At 71.1% G+C, this 24,437-nt stretch carries 21 protein-coding genes and 1 tRNA gene; 11 read left to right on the top strand and 11 right to left on the bottom strand.

What is annotated here, in order from left to right; translation table 11 throughout:
* Nucleotides 1-108: 108 nt before the first annotated feature.
* On the top strand, nt 109-1,182 hold the full coding sequence (locus IEZ01_RS31730) for a serine hydrolase domain-containing protein (protein ID WP_019887148.1): 1,074 nt from the start codon (nt 109-111) through the stop codon (nt 1,180-1,182).
* Nucleotides 1,183-1,207: 25 nt separating this feature from the next.
* Here IEZ01_RS31730 and IEZ01_RS31725 read toward each other — a convergent pair whose 3' ends face one another.
* Entirely contained in the window at nt 1,208-1,990 is a 783-nt protein-coding gene (locus IEZ01_RS31725) for an SDR family oxidoreductase (protein ID WP_019887147.1), read from the bottom strand.
* Between the two features lie 85 nt (nt 1,991-2,075).
* Between IEZ01_RS31725 and IEZ01_RS31720 the strand changes: the two genes are divergently transcribed.
* The gene (locus IEZ01_RS31720) at nt 2,076-2,906 is read left to right on the top strand and encodes a hypothetical protein (RefSeq protein ID WP_019887146.1); all 831 of its coding nucleotides are present in this window, start codon (nt 2,076-2,078) and stop codon (nt 2,904-2,906) included.
* 68 nt (nt 2,907-2,974) lie between these two features.
* Here IEZ01_RS31720 and IEZ01_RS31715 read toward each other — a convergent pair whose 3' ends face one another.
* The 3 genes from IEZ01_RS31715 to IEZ01_RS31705 all read right to left on the bottom strand — a co-directional run bounded on the left by IEZ01_RS31715 (nt 2,975) and on the right by IEZ01_RS31705 (nt 5,156).
* Nucleotides 2,975-3,175 carry a DUF397 domain-containing protein gene (locus tag IEZ01_RS31715; protein WP_019887145.1) on the bottom strand — a complete coding sequence of 67 codons (201 nt, stop codon included), beginning with the start codon at nt 3,173-3,175 and terminating at the stop codon, nt 2,975-2,977.
* A gap of 159 nt (nt 3,176-3,334) precedes the next feature.
* Nucleotides 3,335-4,192, bottom strand: coding sequence for a helix-turn-helix domain-containing protein (locus IEZ01_RS31710; RefSeq protein ID WP_028797643.1), 858 nt, complete (start codon nt 4,190-4,192; stop codon nt 3,335-3,337).
* A gap of 235 nt (nt 4,193-4,427) precedes the next feature.
* A complete protein-coding gene (locus IEZ01_RS31705; RefSeq protein WP_028797642.1) occupies nt 4,428-5,156 on the bottom strand; it encodes a GOLPH3/VPS74 family protein in 729 nt (242 codons plus the stop codon).
* A gap of 212 nt (nt 5,157-5,368) precedes the next feature.
* Between IEZ01_RS31705 and IEZ01_RS31700 the strand changes: the two genes are divergently transcribed.
* A complete protein-coding gene (locus IEZ01_RS31700; RefSeq protein ID WP_189205168.1) occupies nt 5,369-7,648 on the top strand; it encodes a D-alanyl-D-alanine carboxypeptidase family protein in 2,280 nt (759 codons plus the stop codon).
* Nucleotides 7,649-7,783: 135 nt separating this feature from the next.
* Entirely contained in the window at nt 7,784-9,631 is a 1,848-nt protein-coding gene (locus IEZ01_RS31695; protein ID WP_019887141.1) for a DUF8823 domain-containing protein, read from the top strand.
* Nucleotides 9,632-9,701: 70 nt separating this feature from the next.
* Here the strand turns inward: IEZ01_RS31695 and IEZ01_RS31690 are convergent, their stop codons facing one another.
* Together IEZ01_RS31690 and IEZ01_RS31685 are read right to left on the bottom strand one after the other, a co-directional pair.
* Nucleotides 9,702-9,905: a cold-shock protein gene (locus IEZ01_RS31690; RefSeq protein ID WP_019887138.1), complete on the bottom strand. Its 204-nt coding sequence runs from the start codon at nt 9,903-9,905 to the stop codon at nt 9,702-9,704.
* 372 nt (nt 9,906-10,277) lie between these two features.
* Nucleotides 10,278-10,353, bottom strand: a tRNA-Arg gene (locus tag IEZ01_RS31685).
* Between the two features lie 143 nt (nt 10,354-10,496).
* Between IEZ01_RS31685 and IEZ01_RS31680 the strand changes: the two genes are divergently transcribed.
* On the top strand, nt 10,497-11,282 hold the full coding sequence (locus tag IEZ01_RS31680) for a nuclear transport factor 2 family protein (protein ID WP_019887136.1): 786 nt from the start codon (nt 10,497-10,499) through the stop codon (nt 11,280-11,282).
* A gap of 98 nt (nt 11,283-11,380) precedes the next feature.
* Nucleotides 11,381-13,036 (top strand): class I adenylate-forming enzyme family protein, encoded by a 1,656-nt coding sequence (locus IEZ01_RS31675; RefSeq protein WP_189205166.1) that lies wholly within the window; start codon nt 11,381-11,383, stop codon nt 13,034-13,036.
* Here the strand turns inward: IEZ01_RS31675 and IEZ01_RS31670 are convergent.
* On the bottom strand, nt 13,023-14,291 hold the full coding sequence (locus IEZ01_RS31670; protein ID WP_189205164.1) for a M6 family metalloprotease domain-containing protein: 1,269 nt from the start codon (nt 14,289-14,291) through the stop codon (nt 13,023-13,025). The two genes, IEZ01_RS31675 and IEZ01_RS31670, sit on opposite strands and share 14 nt — an antisense overlap.
* Nucleotides 14,292-14,551: 260 nt before the next feature.
* On the opposite strand from IEZ01_RS31670, the gene IEZ01_RS31665 reads away from it, so the two are divergent.
* Both IEZ01_RS31665 and IEZ01_RS31660 read left to right on the top strand, forming a co-directional pair.
* Nucleotides 14,552-15,208, top strand: a complete 657-nt coding sequence (locus IEZ01_RS31665) for a TetR/AcrR family transcriptional regulator (RefSeq protein WP_189205162.1) — start codon at nt 14,552-14,554, stop codon at nt 15,206-15,208.
* Between the two features lie 138 nt (nt 15,209-15,346).
* Nucleotides 15,347-16,870, top strand: a complete 1,524-nt coding sequence (locus IEZ01_RS31660) for an MFS transporter (RefSeq protein ID WP_019887132.1) — start codon at nt 15,347-15,349, stop codon at nt 16,868-16,870.
* 37 nt (nt 16,871-16,907) lie between these two features.
* Here IEZ01_RS31660 and IEZ01_RS31655 read toward each other — a convergent pair whose 3' ends face one another.
* Nucleotides 16,908-17,411, bottom strand: a complete 504-nt coding sequence (locus IEZ01_RS31655) for a MarR family winged helix-turn-helix transcriptional regulator (protein WP_019887130.1) — start codon at nt 17,409-17,411, stop codon at nt 16,908-16,910.
* A 133-nt stretch (nt 17,412-17,544) separates the two neighbouring features.
* Between IEZ01_RS31655 and IEZ01_RS31650 the strand changes: the two genes are divergently transcribed.
* A complete protein-coding gene (locus tag IEZ01_RS31650; RefSeq protein ID WP_189205174.1) occupies nt 17,545-18,318 on the top strand; it encodes a dioxygenase family protein in 774 nt (257 codons plus the stop codon).
* 16 nt (nt 18,319-18,334) lie between these two features.
* Here IEZ01_RS31650 and IEZ01_RS31645 read toward each other — a convergent pair whose 3' ends face one another.
* Nucleotides 18,335-19,345 carry a questin oxidase family protein gene (locus tag IEZ01_RS31645; RefSeq protein WP_189205160.1) on the bottom strand — a complete coding sequence of 337 codons (1,011 nt, stop codon included), beginning with the start codon at nt 19,343-19,345 and terminating at the stop codon, nt 18,335-18,337.
* A 433-nt stretch (nt 19,346-19,778) separates the two neighbouring features.
* Here IEZ01_RS31645 and IEZ01_RS31640 point away from each other — a divergent pair, with 433 nt between their 5' ends.
* A complete protein-coding gene (locus tag IEZ01_RS31640) occupies nt 19,779-20,777 on the top strand; it encodes a sigma-70 family RNA polymerase sigma factor (RefSeq protein ID WP_028797640.1) in 999 nt (332 codons plus the stop codon).
* A 77-nt stretch (nt 20,778-20,854) separates the two neighbouring features.
* On the opposite strand, the gene IEZ01_RS31635 is transcribed toward IEZ01_RS31640, so the two are convergent.
* Entirely contained in the window at nt 20,855-21,811 is a 957-nt protein-coding gene (locus IEZ01_RS31635) for a helix-turn-helix transcriptional regulator (protein ID WP_019887124.1), read from the bottom strand.
* Between the two features lie 64 nt (nt 21,812-21,875).
* Between IEZ01_RS31635 and IEZ01_RS31630 the strand changes: the two genes are divergently transcribed.
* Nucleotides 21,876-23,474 (top strand): MFS transporter, encoded by a 1,599-nt coding sequence (locus IEZ01_RS31630; protein ID WP_189205150.1) that lies wholly within the window; start codon nt 21,876-21,878, stop codon nt 23,472-23,474.
* A 119-nt stretch (nt 23,475-23,593) separates the two neighbouring features.
* On the opposite strand, the gene IEZ01_RS31625 is transcribed toward IEZ01_RS31630, so the two are convergent.
* Entirely contained in the window at nt 23,594-24,433 is an 840-nt protein-coding gene (locus tag IEZ01_RS31625) for a DUF6227 family protein (protein WP_189205148.1), read from the bottom strand.
* Nucleotides 24,434-24,437 lie beyond the last annotated feature (4 nt).

The following is a 24,437-nucleotide window of genomic DNA, read 5'->3' as shown; positions in this document are numbered from 1 at the left end:
ACACCCACGGCACCAACGCCGCCCTCAACATCAACGCCACCACCTCCTACGGCAACATCACCGCCCGCAGCCTCTGACGAGCCCCTCAACCCACAAGGAGTGCAAGCCATGTCCCAGCAGGACCGCCCGGAATTGCAGAAGGCCATCGAGGAGATCGTCGAGTCCGGTTTCACCGGCGTGCAGCTGCGCGTGCACGACGAGCGGGGCGAGTGGGTCGGCAGCGCCGGTGTGCGCAAGCTGGGCGAGACCGCCAAGCCGCCGATGAACGGGCACGTCCGGATAGGCAGCGTCACCAAAACCTTCGCCGCGACCGTGGCGCTGCAGCTGGTGGACGAGGGCGCGTTCACGCTGGACGATCCGGTGGCCGGCCACCTGCCCGAGTTCGAGCTGGACCCGAAGACCACGGTGCGGATGCTGCTCCAGCACACCAGTGGGGTGTTCAACTTCACCGGCGAGTACTACGACGACGGGACGTTCGCGCCGGGGATCCCCGCCACGACCTCGGGCCGGGAGTGGGTGGACAACCGGTTCAGGACCTACCGGCCGGAGGAGCTGGTACGGCTGGCGCTGTCCAAGCCGGCGCGGTTCGAGCCGGGGAGCGACTGGAGCTACTCCAACACCAACTACGTGCTGGCCAGGCTGCTCATCGAGAAGGTCACCGGTCACTCGCTCGCCGAGGAGATGCGGCGGCTGATCCTGGGGCCCCTCGAGCTGTCGGGCACCATGATGCCGGAGACCCGGCAGGAAGTCCCCGAGCCGCACGCCCACGCCTACTACCGGTACGAGGCCGCCGGCCGGGAGGAGACGGTCGACGTCACCCGCCAGAACCCCTCCTGGATCGCCACCGGCGGCGACATGATCTCGACTACGCGGGACCTCCACACGTTCATCTCCGGGCTGATGGGGGGCAAGCTCCTGCCGGCCCCGCTGCTGGCCGAGATGTGCACGCCGCATCCCAAGGCCGGTTACGGCCTGGGGGTGATGGTGCAGGCCGTCGGTGAGAACGGCTCCACCGTCATCACGCACAACGGCGGCATGGCAGGCCACGCGGCGCTGATGTACAGCACGCCCGACGGCAGCAAGACCCTGACCGCCGCGGTGAACTATGTCGACGACGCCGCGCTGTCCCTGGCCGTGCCGTTCCAGGAGGCGACGCAGAGGCTCATGAAGGAGGTGTTCTAGGAGAACACCAGTGGCCGCCGGAGAATCAGCGCATCAGCTCTCCGGCGTTCACCAGCAGCGACTGGCCCGTGATCGCGCGGGCCCGGTCCGAGGCGAGGAAGGCCGCCGCCTCCGCCACGTCCCCGTCGGTCGCCAGCTCCGGCAGGGCCATCCGCTCGGTGAGCCGCCCCAGCACCTCCGCCTCCGGGACACCCTCGGTGTGCGCGGTGAACCGTACGTACGCCTGGACCGGCGGTCCCCACATCCAGCCCGGGAGCACGGTGTTGACCCGGATCCGGTGGGAGCCGAACTCCCGGGCCATCGAGTACATCGCAGAGGTCAGCGCGCCCTTCGACGCCGCGTACGCCGCCTGCCGTACCTGCGAGGGCGCGGCCACCGCCGACTGCGTGCCGATGATGACCACCGAACCGCCCCGCTCCTTGAGCGCCGGCAGACAGGCCCGGGTCATCCGCAGCGTCCCCAGCAGGTTGACGTCGAGCACCCCCTGCCAGGTGGCGAGGTCCGCGTCCTCGATCCCCCCGAAGTACGAGTCCCAGGCGGCGACATGGACCACCGCGTCGATCCCGCCGAACCGTTCGACGGCGAGCGCGGCCAGCGCCGCGCACTGCCCCTCGTCCGTGATGTCGGTGGCCAGATGGGCCGTGCGGCGCCCCTCCGGGTCGATCTCGTGGGCGGCCTTCACGAGATTGGCCTCGGTACGCGCGCCGAGGACCGCGTTGCCCCCGTCCCGCACCACCGTCGCCGCGACCTGATGGCCGAGCCCGGCGCCGACCCCCGACACGACGACGGTCTTCCCCTGCAGCGGCATCCCGGCGCCTCCCGACTCTGGCCAACTATCTGACGGCCCGTCAGAGTAGGTCTCCGTCACCCACATGGGAAGGGAATGAGCGGCCATGACCGAGGACACGCGCAGTGAGGTGTACGCGGAGCTGGCGGCGGTCGGCCCGTACGGGGTCCGCCCCGGCCACGCCCTGATCACCATGGTCGAACCGCATCCGGGCCAGGAGTACGCCTACAACCGCTGGTACGAGGACGACCACTACTACGCGGGCGCGATGGCCATGCCCTGGATGTTCGCCGGCCGCCGCTGGGTCGCCACCCGCGACCTCCAGGAGCTGCGCTACCCCGAGAAGTCCGCCATCGCCCAGCCGGTCACCGCCGGCTGCTACCTCTCCACGTACTGGATCACCGAGGGCCGCTACGACGAGCACATGAAGTGGACCGTCGGCATCAACAAGCGCCTCAACCGCGACGGCCGGGTCCACCAGGCCCGTACCCATGTCTTCACCGCCTTCCAGGACCACGAGGCCACCGTCTACCGCGACGGCGCGGCCGGTCCCCGCGACATCCACGCGCTGGACCATCCGTACGCGGGCCTGGTCCTCCAGGTCGTCGACGCGGAGGACGCCGGGCGGCGGGCGGAGCTCCTGGAGTGGCTGCGCTCGCACGAGCTGCCGCGGCTGCTGGCCGGCTCACCGGCCGCGATGGTGACCCTCTTCCGCCCGACCCCGCTGCCCGGCGACCGGATGACCTATGTGAAGCAGGTGGAGGGGGTGGACACCCGGCTCACCCTGCTCTGGTTCCTGGAGAGCGATCCGCGCGCCTGCTGGGAGGCGCGCTTCACGGGCCTGTCCGTGGGGGAGCGCGGCCGGGTGGAACTGGTGGCGCCGTTCATCCCGACGGTGCCGGGCACGGACCGCCACGTCGACCGTCTGCGGGCATAGCCGAGCCCCCTCGGCCAGGACGGCGGACCGGTCGAGAGGGCTCCGTGTGGTGCGGGTGAAGCGGCGACTCAGAGGGTGCCCGTGCTCACTTCGGTCACGAACGCGTTCCACGTGCCGTGTCCGAAAGTGAGCGACGGGCCCTCCGGCGCCTTCGAGTCGCGGACGTCGATCGCCGCGACGACGGGGGACTTGACCTCGACGCACGCGCCGTTGCCCCCGGAGTAGGAGGACTTGGTCCAGTGGTCCGTCGCGCCCTGAATGATCGCCATGATCTTCGCTCCGATTTCTGCCGGTGGTGTCGCGCCAAGTTGGCGTGATCGACGCTACTGGTCGACTTCGGTGCGCGGGCCAGGCGTTCACTCGACCGGATGGCACATTCGCTGTGTGCCTTCCGCCGAGCCGGGGTGAGGGTGTACGATACGGGCTTTTCAGCGGGCGAAGTCCTTGGCGATCTCGGAGATGAACCGCCGCGTCTGGTCCGCGTTCAGGGCCTGGGCGCGCAGGTGCTCGTACATCACGCTGTACTTCTGCACGTCGTTCGCCTTCTCCAGATAGAGGTCGCTCGTCACGCCCTCGATGTAGACGACGCTGGAGTCCGAGGCGTCCGGGAACTCCAGGATCGCGTAGTGCCCGCTGATGCCCGGATGCGCGCCCATGTCGAACGGCAGCACCTGCACGGTCACATGGGGCTCGTGGGACTGCTCGATGAGATGGTCGAGCTGCTCGATCATCAGCTGCTTGTCGCCGACGATCCGGCGCAGCGCGCCCTCGTCGATCACCGCCCAGAGCCGCAGCGGGGCCTCACCGTCCTTGATCCGCTCCTGGCGGCGGGCCCGTACGTTCACCCGTTTCTCGATGTCGCCGGGCGAGGTCTCCGGCAACGCGCCGCTGATGAGGGCTTCCGAGTAGCGCCGGGTCTGGAGCAGGCCGGGCACGATCTGCGGCTCGTACACCCGCAGGGAGGCCGCGTCCGTCTCCAGGCCGATGTAGACGCTGTACGGGATGTCGCCGAAGGCGTGCCACCAGCCCTGCTGGCGGGAGTCCTTCGCCATCTGCATCAGCGAATCGACGATGCGGTGGTCCTCGACGTCGTACACCCCGCACAGATCGCGTACGTCGCGCTGGCTGATGGAGCGGCGGCCGTTCTCCAGGCGGCTGATCTTCGACTGGGAGACCAGCAGACGCTCGGCCACCTCCTCCGCCGTCATGCCCTTGAGCTCGCGAAGCCGGCGCAACTCCTGGCCCAAACGGCGTCGCCTGACGGTGGGATTGACATTGGACGCCACGGAAACTGCACCTCCGGCTGCTGGCTACTGCTGACACTGGCGTAGCTCTGCGTATCTACGTCTCAGCAGACTGCCACCAAAGGTGTGGGGCGCGCTGGGAAATGGCCACACGCGCGGGCGCGCGGGGCAGCCTGTGTGGCTGCCCCGCGCGCCTGTGCGGCTTCCGGACCGGGTCTTGGGGACGACGGACGGTACGGCGGTGCGGTGTGCCGGCTTGCTGGGGTGTGTGGTGCTGTCAGTGCGCGGCGACCCGGGCCATCGAGCCGTGACGCGACTGGGACGGCATCGGCACGGCCGCCTGACGGCTACCGGTCGAAGCCTGGTTACGGCGCGGCTGCGCGGCCACACCGTTCTGGACGTCCATCACGGCGTGCGCCACGAGACCGCCCATGGGGTCGTGCCTGATCAGATCCCGGAGGCGGGAGCGCGACGAGCGTCCCTCGTTCCCGGGATACAGGTGCTTGCCGAGACCGACCGCGTGGGCCAGCGCGGCGAGCGCCGCGGTCCGCGGGTCCGGCGGTACGCCGGTGCGGATCGCACTGTCCAGCCGGGCCCTGATGTCCCGGCTGATGGCCGTGTCCGTCGCCTGGTAGCGAGTCGTCGGCAGCACTCCGCACATCTGGCCCGCCACGGCATGCACCATGCCGCACCGCTCCAGATGAGCGAGGTAAATCTGGCGGAGCCCCAGTCGGGGTCCACCGATCCAGTGGACGGCCCGTACCGGGCTGCCGCGCCTGCGCAGCAGTTCCAGTGCGGAGTCCAGAGTCGGATCTCCGGTCGGCCGTGGCATCACCACGGCGATACGATCCCCGTCAGGGGCTATCCGTCCTGCCAGAGCCAGCTCCACTAGCTGTGCTCCGGCCAGGCCGAGGTCGAGCGACTGCGGCTGCGCTGTGGTACCCGTGGCCGGGTCCAGAGCGAGCAGCAGAAGCTCCTCCGGAATTGTTCTGCGGCTCCTGCCCATCCATGCCTCCCCGCGTGGATGAATGACAGGGTGACCCCTCTCACATTGGTCTGTCGAGAGCGCCTGGGTGCTTTGTACGGGAACCGTCAGCTATGTCGTTCTCGTCTAGCACGGGGGCCAAGCGCTCACACAGGACACTGAGAGATGGTTCGGACAGCGCGGCCGGAGTCGACTCCGGCCGCAGCGAATTGATGACGCATGAAGGAGGCACGGTGGCGGGCGAGTCCCCCGACAAGTCGGAGCAGCAGAAGTCGTCGGGGGAGACGACTCCGGGCGGACGGGACCCGCGGGTCTCGGTGTTCCGCGACTCAAATTCCTCCCCGGCCGTGTCCACGACCGCGGTTCAGGTCGACCAGCCCACGGCCGTCTTCAAGGCGGTGGCCCCGCGCGCACCGGAGCCGGAGCCGGAGTCCGAGCCGGCGGCCAAGGCCGAGCCCGAGGTCGAGGTCGAAGCTGAGCCCGAGACCCAGACCAGGGGCGACGACAAGCCGGAGGCCGCCGCCGAAGGTGACACACGGCTGCGCCAGGCGGTCGCCGCGTGGGTGAAGACGGCGGAGGACAAGGCCGGCGAGCCTGCCGATGCCGCCGAGCCCGCCGAGCCCGCCGGTGAAAGCGCTGGTGAGGCAGTGCAGGATCGTGCCGTCACCGAGGAGGCCGAGGAGCCCGAGCAGTCCGAGGGGTCTTCGGAGGCCGGCGAGGCGCCTGAGTCCTCTGTGACGGTCGAGACGCCCGTCGCGGCCGTCCCGGCCCCCGCCAAGGGTCCTGACGCACCCTCCTGGGCCGCGAAGGACAAGCCCAAGGCCGAGCCGAAGGCTCCCGCCAAGGACGAGACGCCCCAGAAGTCGAACGAGAAGCCGAGCGAGAAGCCGAGCGAGAAGCGAGCGGCCGACGACGAGCCGGTCGACCAGCCCACCACCGTCTTCAAGGCGATCAAGCCGCCCGTCGTCGACCAGCCGACCACCGCGCTCAAGATCGTCACGCCGGACGAGGCGGCGGCCCGCAAGACCCCCGCCGAGCCCCGCCCCAGCACGTTCGTCCCGCTGCGGACGGACGATGCCCCCAAGCCGCCCGCTCCCAAGCCGCCCGCCGGCCCGTCCCCCGTACGGATCTCGGCGCCGGCACCCGCGGAGGCCCCCGCGGCGCCCGCGGCCCGCGTACCCGCCTCGCTCAGTGAGGCCGAGCGGACCAAGCAGCAGCCGCTGCCGCCGCAGCCGCCGCTCGACCTGCTGGCCGAGCTGACCAACACCCCGCCCCCGCCGCAGACCCCGATCCGGACCGTGGTGCGGCGGTTCAAGATCTGGACGCCCCTCGTCGTCCTGCTGCTGATCGTGTTCGCGGTCGCACAGGCCGTCCGGCCGCTGCCCGTCCCCAAGCTGACCCTCACCGCCGCCCCCACGTTCACCTTCGGGGGCGGCGAGCTGAAGATGCCGTGGCCGGACGAGGGCCAGGGCGCGGTCGAGGTCGAGGGCGTCGGCAGCATGGGCACGTACGGCGCCCAGAAGCCCGCGCCGATCGCCAGCGTCGCCAAGACCATGACGGCGTACGTGATCCTGCGCGACCACCCGATCAAGGGGAAGGCGTCCGGTCCCGAGATCGAGGTCGACGCCAAGGCCGGTGACGAGGCCAAGCGCCCCTCGGAGTCGACGGCCCCGATCAAGGAGGGGCAGAAGTACACCCAGAAGCAGCTCCTCCAGCTGCTGATGATCCCGTCCGGCAACAACGTGGCCCGTCTCCTTGCCCGCTGGGACGCCGGCAGCGAGGCGAAGTTCGTCGAGAAGATGAACGCGGCCGCCAAGGAGCTGGGTATGACCGGCTCGACGTACACGGACCCCAGCGGTCTGGAGAAGACGACCGTCTCCACCCCGCAGGACCAGCTGAAGCTGGGCAAGGCGGTCATGCAGTACGACGTGTTCCGGGAGATCGTGAACATGCCGAACCTCCGGGTCCCCGGCATCGACACCCAGATCGAGAACAACAACAACATCCTGCTGGAGCCGGGTGTCAGCGGCATCAAGACCGGCTCGTCCACCCCGGCCGGCGGCAATCTCCTCTGGGCCGCCGACACGGTCGTCGACGGCAAGAAGCGCCGGATCCTCGGCGTCGTGATGGGCGCCCAGAACGCCGGCGTCCTGCACGAGAAGCTCCAGCTGGCCATCGACAACAGCCTCAAGCTGATCCAGACGGCCCAGAAGGACGTCACCTCCGCCTCCGTGGTGAAGAAGGGTCAGGTCGTCGGTCACATCGACGACGGCATGGGTGGGCTGACCCCGGTCATCGCCACCAAGGACGTCAAGGCCGTCGGCTGGCCCGGTCTGAAGGTGGAGCTGACGCTGGACAACGGCGGCAAGGCCGTCCCGCACGAGGCCAAGGCCGGCACGGTGATCGGGGAGATCTCGATCGGCACGGGGACCGGCAAGGTCAGCTCGCCGGTCGCCCTCAAGAGCGATCTGGTCGAGCCCGGCTTCGGCAAGAAGCTGACGCGCCTCGGCTGACGCGGCTGGGCGCCCCGGTCACCGGGGCGCCCAGCTGTTAGCGTTTCCTGCTTCCGGCGTTTGTTGATTCCGGGCCGGCGACGGGGGTGCGAGGGGTGCAGCGCAGGGGTCGGGGACTACACGGAGAGAGCCGCAGTGACGACTGTTGACCCGCCACGCGCCGAGCCGGGAGGGGGCCAGGGCCGGGCGCCGGCCCCGCCGCGAATACAGCTTCCGGCCCCCAGGAACCCGGCGCCGCGCGGCCAGGGCCCCCGTCCGGCGGCCCGCCCGAGGCCGTTCCACCGGCGCCGTCGCTTCCCGGTCGCCGTCGCGACCGCGGCCGCCGCGCTGACGCACGTCCTGTGGTTCTACGTCTTCGCCAACAGCGGCGGTGACCTCGCCGCCCAGGACGCCTGGGCGGAGTTCGTCGGCCGGCACCCCGACTCGGCGTACAACCTCGCCTGGTATGGCGGCATGCACCCGGTCTCGTACAGCGTGGTGTCGCCGTACGTGATGTCCGTCCTCGGTGTCCGCACGACGATGATGGTCGCCGGCACGGTCTCGGCCGGGCTGGTGGCGCTGATCCTGGTCCGGGTGCGGGCCGTCCGCAATCCGCTGGCCTGCGCGCTCGCCGGGGTGTTCGCGCTGCTGTGCAACGCGCTGTCCGGTCGGGTCACCTTCGGCCTGGGCATGATGTTCGCGCTGGGCGCCGTCGCCGCCGTGTTCTGCTGGCCCTACCGCTGGCGGCACAAGCGCTGGGCGAAGGCCGCCGTCGCCGCGCCGCTTGCCGGTCTGGCCACGGCCGCGAGCCCGGTCGCGGGGCTGTTCCTCGGGGTGGTCGCCGCCGCGCTGTTCCTGCACAAGCGGCGCCCGGGGGCGTACGCGCTCGGGCTGGCCCCGGTCGTGGTGGTGGCGCTCTCGGCGTGGCTGTTCCCCTTCTCCGGGACGCAGCCGATGTCGCTGATGTCGACGAGCCTGCCGTTCGTCTTCGGCGTGCTGGTCGCCGTGCTCGTGCCCAAGCAGTGGCATACGGTCCGCACCGCCGCGGCCGTCTACGCGGCCGGCACCCTGCTGACCTGGGTGGTCGACTCGCAGATCGGGTCGAACGTGTCGCGGATGGCGATGCTGTTCGCGGGCGTGGTGCTGCTCGCCGCCCTGCCGTACGCCGTGCCGCGCTCGCGCAGGTGGTACGCGCTGGTGCTGGCCTTCGCCGGGCTCACCTTCTGGATCGGCTTCAAGAGCGTCGACGACGTGGTGCGGACCGCGCCGGACGCGTCCTGGGCGCGTGAGGCGGCGCCGCTGATCAACCAGCTCCAGGTGCGCGGCGCGGAGAAGGCGCGGGTGGAGGTGGTCCCGGCGCGCAGCCACCGCGAGGCCTCGGCCCTGGCCCCGTACATCAACCTCGCCCGCGGCTGGAACCGGCAGGCGGACATGGAGCGCAACCCGGTCTTCTACGACGACACGCTCAGCGCCGCCGCCTACCAGGAGTGGCTGGCCCGCTGGGCCGTGCACTACGTCGTGCTGCCGACGGGCGCCCCGGACTCGGGCGCCGAGCAGGAGGCGAAGCTCGTCGCGGAGGGCCTGCCGTATCTGCGGCAGATCTGGTCGGACGCCAACTGGCGGCTGTTCGAGGTCGCCGACCCCACCCCGCTCGCGGCGCCGCCGGCCAAGGTGGACCGGGCGGGTGCGAACGAGGTCACGCTCCGCCTGGACGCGCCGGGCCGGATCCTGATCCGTGTGCCGTACTCCCCGTGGCTCGCCCTGGTCGACGAGAACGGCAAGAAGCTGGAACCCCCGCAGGAGACTGAGGAGTCGAAGGCCCGCACGGACGACGAGCTGCCGAAGTCCTTCACCAACGAGCACGGCTGTCTGCTGAAGGCCGAGGAGGACGCGGAAGGCGACGAGTGGACCGAGCTCCTGGCGCCGAAGGCGGGCGTCTACCGGCTCGCGGCCCCGTACAAGATCTTCCCGCGCGGCACGACCTGCCCGGAGGAACTCCGCTGACCGGCTGACGCACACGAAAAAGCCGGGCCCGCACTTTTCGGTGCGGTCCCGGCTCTTTTACGCGTCAGCGTCAGGCGGCGACGATGTTCTCCGCCGTCGGGCCCTTCTGGCCCTGCGCGATGTCGAAGGTCACCTTCTGGCCTTCGAGCAGCTCACGGAAGCCCTGAGCGGCGATGTTCGAGTAGTGGGCGAAGACGTCGGGGCCGCCGCCGTCCTGCTCGATGAAGCCGAAGCCCTTTTCCGCGTTGAACCACTTCACGGTGCCGGATGCCATGTCAAATCTCCTTCTGGGGGCAATGCCCGGAGCCCACACTGTGCGGGCTCCGTGTCGCCGCGATGATTGCCCCGCCCGGAGAATTAATCCGGAAATACGTTTTTGGGAACCACAACTGCAACCGCGTCGACAGTAGCACGGTGGGTTCGGCCCCGCTGGGAAGAGAAATCCGACTGTGCCACTTGAGTGAGACACCCTCACCGCGTGTCACGTAATTTTTTGATGCGGGGCCCCGAAAACTCACCGATCACGGAGCCGTTTTCCGGAAAAACACTGCCCCGTCGGCTCACGCAGAACGGCCCCGGACGAGGAGTCCGAGGCCGAGCGGGGTGCCTCCCTGGGGAGGAGCCCCCAGGTCGGCGGTGTGATGCATGGTGCCCCCGGCAGGATTCGAACCTGCGACACCCGCTTTAGGAGAGCGGTGCTCTATCCCCTGAGCTACGAAGGCGGCGCGACTAGCGTAGCGGATGGCGTCCCTGGGCCGACCGGGTGTCGTGAGGGTTCGTCGGTCCGCGTCGGGGCGGGGGTGGGGGAACGATCCGGTGGGTGGCCAGGTGGGCGGCCCGGTGACCGTGGTGGAGGAGTCGTCGTATGAGCAGCAGCCCGGGGTCCGGGGCCGGTCGCAGCGCCAAGGAGATCGTGCTCGCCGCCGGGGGTGAGCTGTTCGGGGCGCTGGACGCGCGGGTCGTCGACAAGTGGTTCTCGGAGGGGTTCGTCCAGCACGATCCGACCGTCGCGGACGGGCGCCAGGGGCTCAGGGCGATGCTCGGGATGCTGGGAGACGACTTCCGGTACGAGGTGCACCGGGTCCTGGAGGACGGGGATCATGTCGCCCTCCACGTCACGTACGAAGGGTTCGGGCCCGGCCCCATGGTCGCGTTCGACGTGTTCCGGGTGGAGGACGGGCGGATCGCCGAGCACTGGGACGCCCTGCAGCCGCTCACAGGGGAGAGCGTCAGCGGCCGGAGCGAGACCGACGGGCCCACCGAGGTCGTCGACCTGGACCGGACGGAGGCCAACCGGGCGCTGGTGACCGGCTTCGTGGAGGGGGTGCTCATGGGCGGCGGCCGGGACGTCACCGAGTTCATCGACGCCCACCGGTACCACCAGCACGATCCCCACTTCGGCGACGGCCTCGAGGGGCTGCGGGCCGGGCTCGTCACGTTCGCCGGGCGCGGGCAGCGGATCGCCTACCGCGCGCTGCACAAGACCGTCGCGCAGGGCAACTTCGTCCTGACCCTCGCCGACGGGGCGGTCGGCCCGGCCCCGAGCGTCTTCTACGACCTCTTCCGGGTGGAGGACGGCAGGATCGTCGAGCACTGGGACGTCATCCAGCCGATCCCGGAGACGACCGCCCACGACCACGGCATGTTCTGACCCGTGGGCCGTGCCCGTCCGCGGCGCTCGATGGTCCGTACACCGATCTTGACGGGGGCAGGGCGGGCGCATAGCGTCGCCGCGGAAAGGTGGGGGCCGTGGAGATCGTTCGGAAGCTGACCGCGCCCGGCGCGCCCTTCGCCGTCACGGACGGCGTCTATGCCGAGGGGCCGCGCACGCTGCGCGAGTTCGTGGAGGCGACCTGGGCGTACGGCGAGCGGCCCTTCCTCGTCTCGCGGGACGGGACCATGAGCTACGGCGACTTCTTCGCCCGGGCCTGTGCGCTCGCCCGCAGGTTCGCCGAGGTCCACGGGCTGCGCCCGGGCGACCGGGCCGTCGTCGCGATGCGCAACCACCCCGAGTGGCAGATCGCCTTCTGGGCGGCCCAGCTGGCGGGCCTGGTGGCGGTGCCGCTCAACGCCTGGTGGGCCGAGGACGAGTTCTGTTACGCCCTCGACGACTGCCGGCCCGGGATCCTCCTCGTCGACGGGGAGCGGGTGGCGCGCGTACGGCGCTGGGCGGCGCGGGCCGAGGTCCCCGGCGTCGTCTTCCACGGGGAGGCCGAGCCCGGGTTCGAGGCGTACGACGAGCTGGGGCCGGCCGATCCCGCCCTCGGGCCGCCCGATGTGGACGTACGGCCCGAGGACGACGCCACGATCATCTACACCTCCGGCACGACCGGCCGGCCCAAGGGCGCCGTCGCCACCCATCTCGCGCAGGCCGGGGCCGCGATGAACCCGCGTTTCCAGGCCGCCGTGTCCGCGCTGCGGCGCGGGAAGGTGCCGGGCCTCGGTCCCGACCCGGTCTCCCTGACGACGTTCCCCTTCTTCCACGTCGCCGCCTTCACCTCCTTCTACGCCGTGATGGCGGCCGGCGGCAGCCTCGTCCTGATGCGCAAATGGGATGCGGAGGAGGCCGTCGAGCTGATCAGGAAGCACGGCGTCACGCACTACGCCGGAGTGCCCACCACCGCCCTTCAGCTGCTCGACACCGTCGAGGCGCGCGGGGAGCGGCTGGAGACCCTCAGCCACCTCAACACCGGCGGCGCCCCCGCCCCCGCCCGGCTCGTCGCGCAGGTCACCCGGCTCTTCGGTGACCGGGTCGAGCCGCGAAACGGCTACGGCCTTACGGAGACCTGCGGCGGCGTGACGGCCAACTTCGGGCAGGAGTACCGCGACCACCCCGGCAGCGCCGGACGCCCCACGCCCGTCACCGAGCTCCGGATCGACGCTCCCGGCGGCGGCGCCGACGGCGAGGTCGGAGAGCTGCTGCTGCGCGGCCAGTCGCTGGTGCGGGGCTACTGGCGTGATGAGGAGGCGACCCGGCGGGCCTTCACCGACGACGGCTGGTTCCGTACCGGTGACCTCGCCACCCTCGTCGACGGGCGGGTCAGCGTCGTCGACCGGATCAAGGACATGGTGATCCGCGGCGGCGAGAACGTGTACTGCGTCGAGGTCGAGGCCGCCCTGCACGACCACCCGGACGTCGTCGACGCGGCGGTGCTCGGTGTGCCGCACCCCGTCCTCGGCGAGGAGGTCGCCGCCGTCGTGCGGCTGCGGCCGGGCGCGCGGGCCGGCGTGCCGGAGCTGCGGGCGCACGTGGGGGAGCGGCTCGCCGCGTTCAAGGTGCCCGCCCAGGTCCGTGTGCAGGAGGAGCCGCTGCCCCGGAACCTCACCGGGAAGATCCTCAAGCGGGAGCTGCGCGACAGTCTGGTCGGCGAGGGCGAGGTGTCCGGCCCGGTCAGATCCGGGTGACCCGGACCCGGTAGCGGCCCGAGCCGTCCCCGTCCAGGACCGCGATCCGGATGCCGTTCTCCCGGTCGGTGAAGGTCTCGCCCGGCTGGTAGGCCGCGTCCGACAGCTCCGCGTGGATGTTGGGGCGGCGGGTGCAGCCGCCGCTGTCGACGTCGCTGTCCGAGACGGTGATCGGCCCGTGGCCGGTGTCCACGTCGGACTCCACGCGGTAGATCAGGACCCCGGGCTCGCACACCGCCTCGTCGTTGCCGTCCCGGGTGCGGACCTCGACCGCGTACCCGGCCCGGTCCGACAGCGGGACGACCGCCAGCTTGGGGCCGCCCTTCTCGGCGAGCGGGGTGAGGGTGTGCTCGCTGACGCCGGACTCGGCCGCGCAGCTCACCTGCTCGTCGTCGATCCAGCCGAGCTTCCACTTGTGCCAGCCGAGCAGATCGTTGTTGGCCCCCCAGTCCTCGGACATGATGTCCCAGTGCCCGACGGTCCCGCCGCCGTCCATGGTGTAGAGGTCGGGCAGCCCGAAGACATGGCCGTTCTCGTGCGGCAGGACGCGGTATCCGGTCTCCGCGTACGAGCCGGAGCCGTCGTCCTGGCGGCTGTAGACGAACGAGGTGTTGGCGAGCGGCACCCCGTCCGCGTAGGGGGCGTCGTCGTTGCCGGAGAAGGTCACGGACAGCACGGTGTCCAGCGCCGAGGGGCCGGCGTTGGGGGTGACCAGCACGTTGACCAGGTCGTACGCGCTGAAGTCCACTTTCGGGTCGGCGGCCTTGACCAGGTCCTGGACGAGCCTGCGGTAGCCCGGTTCGTACGGTGAGCCGCGCTCTATGCCGTACGCGGCGAACGGCATCGGCATCCGCAGCCAGTCCCGCAGGGGCGCCTCGGGGAGGTAGCTGAGCCGGCCGTACGAGCTGGTCCGGAACCACTCGGTGGTCTGTGGGAAGAATTCGTCGAACCGCCCCATCGCGGTGCCCTCGCCCGGGGCGTCGGGGAAGTCGACCATGAGGTTGAGGGCCCGGATGCTGCCGGTGGATCGGGTGTAGCCGGGGGGTGTGGGGATCCCTTCCGACATCTGCACGCCGAGGGTGGGGGCGATCCGGCAGGGGCCGAGCGAGGTGTGGCCCGAGGGGGACGAGGTCGGCCCGGCCGAGGCCTTGGTGGGCCCGGGGAAGGTGCTGGCGGTGGCCAGCGCGGCGATCGCCAGGGCGGTGGCGGCGCCGATCGCGAGGGGTCTGCGTATCCGGCGGCGAGGTGGCTGCATGCGGTCGCCTTCGGTCCGCGGCAGCCGGCCGGGTCCGGACTGCGCTCACTGGGATCACCCTGTGCCGGGTGGTGCGGGCGCGCGCGCCGGGTGGCCCGATCGTGGGCTTTCCTCGCTGCGGGGGAGTGATTCAGGTCACGTCCAGTTCTGGAAATAACCGGGGAGGGAGTCCCCGTTTACACCTGTGTCCCCGGGAAACGGGGAAATACTCCCCGGTTGGGGGCCCCGGCAGGGGCGGATGGCTTCGGAAAGGCGGAATCGTGGGCGAGACGGCGAACGGCGTGTGCGGCGCCCGGCGCGTTCCCCGGCCGAGGGCGGACGCCCTGCGCAACCGGGAGCGGATCGTCGGCGCGGCGCGGGAGATGTTCGTCGAGTTCGGCCCCGACGTGCCCTTCGACGAGATCGCCCGCCGGGCCGGGGTCGGCAACGCCACCCTCTACCGCCACTTCCCCGAGCGAGCCGCCCTCGTCCACGAGGTCGTCCTCTCGGTGATGTCCCGCACCACCGAGCTGGCGCGCGAGGCGGCGGAGGAGGAGTCCGACACCTTTGACGCGGTGCGCCGCTTCGCCCATGGAGCGGCCGACGAGCGGATCGGCGCCCTGTGCCCGATGCTCGCCGGCGTCTTCGACCTCGACCACCCGGAACTCCTCGTCGAACGCGCGCGGTTGGAGGAGGCCGTCCAGGGCCTCTTCGACCGGGCGCAGCAGGCGGGCCGACTCCGCGCCGACGTCGCCGTGGGGGATCTGCTCGTGGCCCTCTCGCAGCTGACCCGCCCGCTGCCGGGCACCGGCTGCCTCGTCATGGACCGCTTCGTCCACCGGCATCTCCAGCTCTTCCTGGACGGGCTCGAAACGCCGGCCCGGTCCGTACTCCCGGGCACCGCCGCGACCTTGGAAGACCTGCGGCAGCCCTCATAGTCCCCTTAGTCCTCTCAGTCCTTGATACGGCCTCTGTCTCGGCCCTCCGTCACGTCCGGCCGACCCATACCGCCGACCTCCGCCCTCTTTTCCGTACGCCCGTTTTTCCCCACTCCGTACCGCTAGGTGGCTACCCCCATGTCAAAAATCGCCGCGACCCCCGTCGCCGACCCGAGTCGCTGGAAAGCGCTCGTCTTCATCGCCCTCGCCCAGCTGATGGTCGTGCTCGACGCGACGATCGTGAACATCGCGCTGCCCTCCGCCCAGCAGGACCTCGGGATCTCCGACGGCAACCGGCAGTGGGTCATCACCGCCTACGCACTCGCCTTCGGCGGGCTGCTGCTCTTCGGCGGCCGGATAGCCGACCTCTGGGGCCGTAAGCGCACCTTCGTGGTCGGTCTGATCGGCTTCGCCGCCGCGTCCGCGCTCGGCGGTGCCGCCACCGGCGAGGCGACGATGCTCGGTGCCCGCGCCCTCCAGGGCGCCTTCGGCGCGCTGCTCGCCCCGGCCGCGCTCTCCCTGCTCGCCGTCATGTTCACCGACGCGCGTGAGCGGGCCAAGGCGTTCGGCATCTACGGCGCGATCGCCGGTGGCGGTGGCGCCGTCGGTCTGATCCTCGGAGGTGTCCTCACCGAGTACATGGACTGGCGCTGGACCTTCTTCGTCAACATCCCCTTCGCCGTGGTCGCCGCCCTCGGCGCGTACTTCGTGATCCGTGAGCCGGCCGGCGGCCGCAACCGCGCCCCGCTCGACATCCCCGGCGTGGTCCTCTCCACCCTCGGTCTGGTCGCGCTGGTCTACGGCTTCACCCGCGCCGAGTCCGACGGCTGGTCGGACCGGATGACGATCGGGCTCTTCGTCGCGTCGGTCGTGCTGCTCGCCGGGTTCGTCGTCACCGAGGCGAAGGTCAGGTCGCCGCTGCTGCCGCTGCGCGTGCTCACCGACCGCAACCGCGGCGGCGTCTACCTCTCCCTGGGTCTCGCGATCATCGCGATGTTCGGCCTGTTCCTCTTCCTGACGTACTACCTCCAGGTCGTGAAGGGGTACTCGCCGGTCAAGACGGGCTTCGCCTTCCTGCCGATGATCGCGGGCATGATCGTGGGCTCCACCCAGATCGGCACACGGCTGATGACCCGCGTCCCGCCCCGCTGGCTCATGGGCCCCGGCTTCCTGACCGCCGCGGTCGGCATGCTGCTGCTGACGCAGCTGGAGGTCGGCTCCTCGTACACCGGCCTGATCCTGCCGGCGCAGCTGCTGCTCGGCCTGGGCATGGGTACGGCGTTCATGCCGGCGATGTCGCTGTCCACGCACGGCGTGGACCCGCAGGACGCCGGTGTCGCCTCCGCGATGGTGAACACCTCGCAGCAGGTCGGCGGCGCGATCGGGACGGCCCTGCTGAACACGATCGCCGCGTCGGCGACCACCGCGTACCTCACCGACCACGCGGCCGCCGCGACCACCCCCGCCGCCCAGAAGCTGCTCCAGCTCCAGGGCATGGTCGAGGGCTACGCGGCCGCGATCTGGTGGGCGGTCGGCATCCTGGCGGTCTCCGCCGCGATCGCGGTCACCTTCATCAACACCGGGCGCCCCGGCGGCGGTGTGGTGGCGGGCTCGGGTGATCAGTCCGAGGACGCGGTGAAGATCCCCGTCGTCGTGCACTGAGCCGCCAGGCCCTGTGCCCTGCCCTGGTTCCGTGAGGTCAGCGGAGCCAGGGCAGGTCCGCGTTCGGGTCCGTGGGCTGGAGCGCCTCGGCCATGACCCGCATGATCTCGCCGAGCTGCCCCACCTGCTCGGGGCTGAGCCGGTCGAACATCGCCTGCCGTACGGCTTCGACATGGCCCGGCGCCGTGCGCCGCAGCACCTCGAACCCCTCCTCCGTGAGGCAGGCGTTCTGGCCGCGCTTGTCGGATGCGCAGTCCTCGCGGCGGACCCAGCCGTTCTTCTCCAGCCGCGCCACGGCGTGCGAGAGCCGGGAGCGGGTGATCTTGGTTTCCCTGGCCAGCTCGGTCATCCGCATCCGGCGGCGGGGGGCCTGGGAGAGCTGGACCAGCAGTCCGTAGTAGATGTGCGGCATCCCCGCGTCGCGCTGCAACTGGCGGTCGAGGTGGTCCTCCAGGAGGGTGGTGGCATGGAGGTAGGCGCGCCAGACCCGCTGCTCCTCGTCGCTGAGCCAGCGGGGCGTGCCATGGGATGCGGTGGTCATGCGTCCAAGTTTACGGACCATTCTTGAAAGTTGAACAAGATGGTCCTAGGCTCGTCATGTCCGATGAGCTTGAAGTTTCAACTATGGTCCTCAGGGCTGATTCAAGGACTCTGTGATGAGTACTCCCCCGCGGATGCCCGCCCTCTATCTCTCCCACGGCGCCCCGCCGCTCGCCGACGACCCCGTCTGGCCCGGCCAGCTCGCCGCCTGGTCCGCGGGCCTGCCCCGCCCCACGGCGATCCTGATGGTCTCCGCCCACTGGGAAGAGGCCCCGCTCGCCCTCGGCGCCACCGAGACCGTCCCGCTGGTGTACGACTTCTGGGGCTTCCCCGAGCACTACTACCGGGTCCGGTACGCGGCGCCCGGCGCGCCCGCGCTCGCCGATTCCGTACGCAAGCTGCTGCGCGCCCCCGGCACTCCGGTCCAGGACATCCCGGCCCGGGGCCTCGACCATGGCGCGTACGTCCCGCTGGTGGAGATGTTCCCCGCCGCCGACATCCCGGTCCTCCAGATCTCGATGCCGACCCTCGACCCGGGCCGGCTGATGGAGATCGGCCGCCGGCTCGCGCCGCTGCGGGACGAGGGCGTCCTGATCGTGGGCAGCGGATTCTTCACCCACAACCTCGCCGCGCTGCGGCACACCGGCCCGGGAGTGCCCGGCTGGTCGGCGGAGTTCGACGACTGGGGGCGGCGCGCGCTGGAGGCCGCCGATGTCGACGCGCTCCTCGACTTCGCGCACAAGTCCCCGGCGGGCGCCCTCGCCCACCCGCGTACCGAACACTTCGCGCCACTCTTCGTGACCCTGGGCGCGGCGGACGCGGCCGGGGAGCTGGACGCCGGCCGCAGCGTCATCGACGGTTTCTGGATGGGCCTGGCCAAGCGCTCCGTCCAGTTCGGCGCGGCCTGATCCCCCCGAGGGGTGATCAGCGCTGGAACACCGGGGGATTGAGGGCGATCGAGCGGGCCGCGGCGGCCAGCGCGAGCCGGTCACCCACGTCCAGCGCGGTGTCGGTGAACTTGATCGTGTGGTCGTCGCCGTGCGCCGCGGCCTGCTCGAAGACCTCCTCGGCGGTGAGGCAGGTGGCCTTGTAGGGCGCCGGCCTGTCGGGCGCGTACGCCGCCGTGACCGCCGCGCTCGCCGTCCACGCCGCCGCCAGGCTCGCCGCCCACAGCTCGCGGGGGAGCGCCGGCAGGGTCCGCAGGACGGCGTTGGGGGCGGTGGCCGCGTGCACCAGCATGATCGGCTCGCCATGACCATGGGTCGCGTAGCGGTGGGTCGCCGCCGCGACGAGTTCCGTCAGCCGCTCCCGCGCCTCCTCCGGTCCGGGGGCGAGGCCCCAGAGCGGGAACCCGGTCAGCTGGTCGAGCCGGTCCCTGATCCCGCCCTCCTGGAGGGGTACGGGCCGTACGGCGTCCAGGGCGGTGGCCGCGTCCGGCGCCGGGGCGAAGGTCGCGAGGTCCGCCAGCGGCTGGTGGCGTGCGGCCCAGTAGCCGAGCGCGTGGGCCAGCTCGACGACCCGGGGCGCGGTCTCCTCACCGTCCAGGAGCGTGCGTACGGCATGGCCCGTACGGATCACCGGATGCGTGGCCCCGCCCGCGATACCGGGCAGCAGCCGCGGCCACCACCGCGCCAGCACCTCGCGCCAGGGCCGCTCGGAGGTCTCCCGCTCGAAGTAGCGCGCCCAGTCGGCGATCCGGGCCGGGTCGCCGAGCGCCTCGCGCCAAGTGGCCTCGGTGATGGGGGTGTTGAGGGGCGGCATGTCCTCCAGCTTGGTGCGGTAGTGATCCAGCCAGCGGTGGACGACCGGCGCCTGGCCGTGCCGTACCAGCGCTTCGACGGCCATGGGGCCGTGGTTGCTGAGCCAGCCGTTCCGCTCCGGCCCGGCGGCGTGCAGCCGCTCCAGCGCCTCGTCGAGGATGCCTGTCGTGTCCATGTGGGGACTGTAGGAGCGGGGCCGGGCGGCCCGTAACGGGCTGTGGACCTAGGCGCGCCCGGCCCGGGACCTAGGGCCGAGGCCCCGCGCGTCGGTTTCCGGGCCCCCCGGACCGGTCTCGTAGATCGGATCCACCGAATCGACAATTCGGACACCGCGAGCAACCGTACGGTGATGCCGGACGTCTTCCGGGTGGGAAGCGGATCGTCGTCGAGGGGTTCCGCGCGGGGCCCCGGATCGCCCCCGCTTCCTGCCTGACCTGCACTTCTACGGGCCTCCGCAGCACCCGTCCGCCCCTGGCGGCGGCACAGGGTACTGCATGATCACGAAAATCGATGGGCGGCTTGGGAATTCTGTCCTGATTCCAGTCGTTGTTTCCGTCGGATGCAGGGCACCCGAAGGGTGTCGCGACCTACTCAGCAAGGGAGCACGCATGGCAACCCGTGCCGTCGCCCGCCAGTCCACCGCCACCGATGGGACCAGCCGGGCAAGCAGCGTTCGCGCCGTGGGCGGGGAGATCGCCGACCGCGACCTGGTCGGCATGTACCTCGACGAGATCGCGCGCACGCCCCTGCTCGACGCCGCCAAGGAGGTCGAGCTCTCGCAGACCATCGAGGCCGGTGTCTACGCCCAGCAGATCCTCGACAAGGAGGTCGACAGCGTCGCGGGCGGGGCCAGCCGGGAAGAGCTTGAGGCACTCGCCGCCGAGGGGGAGCGCGCGAAGGACGTCTTCATCCGCTCCAACCTGCGGCTCGTCGTCGCCGTCGCCCGGCGCTACCCGCGCAGCGGCCTGCCCCTGCTCGACCTCATCCAGGAGGGCAACGCCGGCCTGGTGCGCGCGGTGGAGAAGTTCGACTACGCCAAGGGCTTCAAGTTCTCCACGTACGCGACCTGGTGGATCCGCCAGGCCATCACCCGCTCCATAGCCGACCAGTCCCGCACGATCCGGCTCCCCGTCCACCTCGTGGAGGAGCTGGGCCGCATCCGCCGCGTCCAGCGCGAGTTCAACCGCGAGAACGGCCGCGAGCCGGAGCCGGCGGAGGTCGCCAAGGAGCTCGGTACGACTCCGGAGAGGGTCCTGGACGTCCTGGACTGGGCGCGCGACCCGGTGTCGCTGAACATGTCCGTCGACGACGCCGGCGAGACGCAGTTCGGCGACCTGCTGGAGGACACCTCGGCGATCTCGCCCGAGCAGTCGGTCCTCACGCTGCTGCGCAGCGAGGAGCTCGACGACCTGATCGGCAAGCTCGACCACCGCACGGCCTCGATCATCCGCATGCGCTACGGCATCGAGGACGGCCGCGAGCGCACGCTGACGGAGGTCGGCAAGGAGCACGGCCTCACGCGCGAGCGCATCCGCCAGATCGAGAAGCACGCGCTCCTCGAACTGAAGAAGATGGCCCGCGACACCGGCTTCGACGCCGTGGCGTGACGCCGGCCGCCGTCGGCCGCCCCACGTCCGGGCCTGGGCTCCCTCGGGGGAGCCCAGGCCCTTTCCCGTACCGGCCGCTACCGCACGGCGTGCGCCAGGCGGTCTGCCAGGCCGCTCACGTACGTGATCAGCGACTCCGGGGCGTGGACCGTGAAGGGGCAGTCCACCATGGCCAGCCGCACCGCCAGCCACTCCACCGACTCCGAGGAGCGCACCCGCAGGCGGCAGGTGGTCGCGGATCGAGGCTCCGGGCGCAGATGGGCCGGGAGGCGGGCGGCGACGAACTCCTCGGAGGCGTGGAAGGTGACGTCGAGGTCGAGCTGCGGCTGGAGCCGGGACATCGAGTGCTGCAGGAAGCGCGCCGCGTCCCCCTTCGGCAGCTCCCGCGGGGTGAACCTCGCCCCCGTCGCGAACGGCTCGCTCACCCGGTCCAGCCGGAACGTACGCCAGTCCTCCCGCCCCATGTCGTACGCCACGAGGTACCACCGCCGCCCGGTCGACACCAGCCGGTACGGCTCGACCTGCCGCTTGGACTCCGTGCCGTCCCCGGCCCGGTAGCCGAACCGCAGCCGCTCCCGGCCCGTCACCGTCGCCGCGATCGCCGTCAGCGTGTGCGGATCGACCGTCGCGCCGTCGCCCCGGGTCAGCGGGATCGTCGCGGCCTGGAGCGTCGAGACCCGGTGCCGCAGCCGCGACGGCAGCACCTGCTCCAGCTTCGCCAGGGCCCGTACGGATGCCTCCTCGATGCCCTCGATGGCGTGGCCCGCGCCGGCGCGCAGGCCGACAGCGATCGCGACCGCCTCCTCGTCGTCAAGGACCAGCGGCGGCATCGCCGTGCCCGCGACCAGCCGGTACCCGCCGACGGCGCCCTTCGTGGCCTCGACCGGGTAGCCGAGTTCGCGCAGCCGGTCGATGTCCCTGCGGATCGTGCGCGGGCTGACCGCGAGCCGCTCGGCGAGCTCGCTGCCCGGCCACTCGCGCGGGGTCTGGAGGAGGGAGAGCAGATTCAGGAGTCGTGCCGGGGTGTCCGTCATGTTCTCCAGGATGCACTGGGATCTAGGACAGTCCCTGGCCTATATCCCCTCTACTTTCTTCCTCATGACCTCCTCCACTCCCATCCAGGACGCCCCGTCCAAGGAACCCGCCGCGGCCGCCGCGCCCGACGCGCCGGCCGCGGACCGGCGCCGCTGGCTCGCCCTCGCAATCGTGATGACCGCCGCCTTCATGGACCTGGTCGACGTCACGATCGTCAACATCGCGATCCCCAGCATCGAGCGGAACCTCGGCGCCTCCTTCGGCGCGATCCAGTGGATCACCGCCGGATACGCGCTCGCCTTCGCCGCGGGCCTGATCACCGGCGGTCGCCTCGGTGACATCTACGGCCGCAAGCGCCTCTTCCTCGTCGGTATAGCGGGCTTCACCCTCGCCTCCGCGCTGTGCGGCTTCGCCGCGAACCCGGAGATGCTGGTCGCCTCCCGTCTCCTCCAGGGCGCGATGGCGGCGATGATGGTTCCGCAGGTCCTTGCCATCGTCCACGTCACCTTCCCCGCCCATGAGCGCGGCAAGGTCTTCGGGCTCTTCGGCGCGATCGTCGGCCTGGGCGCGGTCTCGGGACCGCTGCTCGGCGCGCTGCTCACCCAGTGGAACCTCTTCGGCCTCGAATGGCGCCCGATCTTCCTGATCAACCTGCCGGTGGGCATCGCCGGTCTGATCCTGGGCCGGAAGTTCATCATCGAGTCCCGCGCCCCGAAGGCGCTCCGGCTCGACCTGGTCGGCGTCGTCCTGATCACGCTCGCCCTGCTGATGCTGATCTACCCCCTCACCCGCGGCCGTGAGCTGGGCTGGCCGCTCTGGGGCCACCTGTGCATGGCCGGCAGCGTCCTCGTCTTCGCCGCCTTCGTCGCGTACGAGAAGTACAAGACGAGGAAGGACGGCTCGCCGCTCGTCGAGCTGTCGCTGTTCAAGGTGAAGAGCTTCGCGGGCGGTATCGCGGTGCAGCTGACCTTCGGCGTCGTGATGGGCATCTTCTTCCTGGTCTGGACGCTGTACATGCAGATCGGCCTGGGCTGGACCGCGCTGAAGGCCGGTCTGACCGGGGTGCCGTTCTCCCTGGCGGTGTCGGTCGCGGCGGGCATGTCGGTGCAGAAGCTGGTGCCGCGGTTCGGGCGCAAGGTGCTGCAGGCGGGTGCGCTGACGCTCGCGGGCGGGCTGCTGCTCTACATCTGGGAGGCCGGCCGGTACGGCGCCTCGATCGCGCCGTGGCAGATGAGCCTGCCGCTGGTCGTGATGGGTCTGGGTATGGGCCTGATCGTGGCCCCGCTGACGGACGCGGTGCTCTCGGAGGTGCCACGCGAGCACGCCGGCTCGGCGTCCGGACTGATCAACACCGTGGGTCAGATGGGCAATGCGCTGGGCCTGGGGCTGGTGTCGGTGGTCTTCTTCTCGGTCGTCGACGACATCCGGCCCGAGGGCGGCCGGGCCGCGATGACGGCCGGCTTCACGGACGCCTTCCAGAGCTCGCTGTGGTGGGTCGTGGCGGTGCTCGGTCTGATCTTCGTGGTGATGTTCGCGCTCCCCGCGCGGCCGAAGCAGCACGCGGAGGCCGAGGCGGTGGAGGCGGAGACCGTGGAGTCGGGGACCACGGAGTCCGGGGCTCTCGCCCCGGCCGGAGACCGCGAACCGGCGCTCACCCACTGAGGCCGGACGGCCGGGACCAACGGACGCGACGGCTCCGGAGGGGGCCCTGCGCAGGAACGGAAGCCGTCTCCCCGGAAGGGGAGGCGGCTTCCGCCCGTTCTCCCGTCCCGCGGGGCGGGTCAGCGGACGCGGGAGCGGTGCTCCATCGCCTCGCGGGCCGCGCGCTCGTCCACGTACACCTCGCACATGTGACGGCCGTCCGGTGTCGCCGTGTGTTCGACCTCCCACAGGCTCAGCTCGCTGCCGTCCAGCAGCAGGAACGCGTGCTCGTAGAGCGTGAAGCCGGCCCGCGGGCTGCCTCCCCCTACCCCGCAGTGGCGGCCGAACGCCTGCGTGATGTGGTGCGCGAAGGCGGACCGCAGCCGGGCGGCGGTCTCCTCGCCCGGCCGGTCCGCGTTCTCCGCGCGCCGCAGCACCCGGCGCGCGTGGTCCGCCGAATTGTCCGGCACGTACATCCGCGGCCGCGTCGGGATCGGCTTCGCCATCAGCCGGGCCAGCAGCCGCAGATCGCCGTCCAGGTCCAAGCCCTGGTCCTCGTCCCGGATCTGGTCCTGGCCCCGGTCGACGGGCTTTCCACGGCCCGGGCCCCCGCCGGCGAGCGGCAGCCGGGACGCGGCGAGGGCGGCCTCCGACTCGTCCGTGTAGAGCTCGTGCCGCTCGGCGCCGTCGCGCCCGCTGTTGTGGACCAGCTCCCAGAGCGTCAGCGTCGTCCCGTCCAGGAGCAGATACGAGTGCTTGTACGTCGTGCGGTGCCGCGCCGCACTGTGGTGCGAGGCATGCAGCGAACTGGAGTGCGCCAGCGCGGACTCCAGGCGCTCGACCGTGGTGTCGGGCAGGTCGAAGGAGTTGAGCGCCCGCCCGAGGAGTCGCTCAAGGTGCGTCTCAGTCGTCTCGTACGGATCTGCCGGATCGTACGGAGCGTTCGGATGGTTCAAGGGGTCTCCAGGCCGTCGCCACATGTCA

The organism is Streptomyces purpureus (assembly GCF_014648195.1).
GTDB classification, from domain to species: Bacteria; Actinomycetota; Actinomycetes; order Streptomycetales; family Streptomycetaceae; genus Streptomyces; species Streptomyces purpureus.
This window is presented reverse-complemented; position numbering and strand designations above follow the sequence as displayed.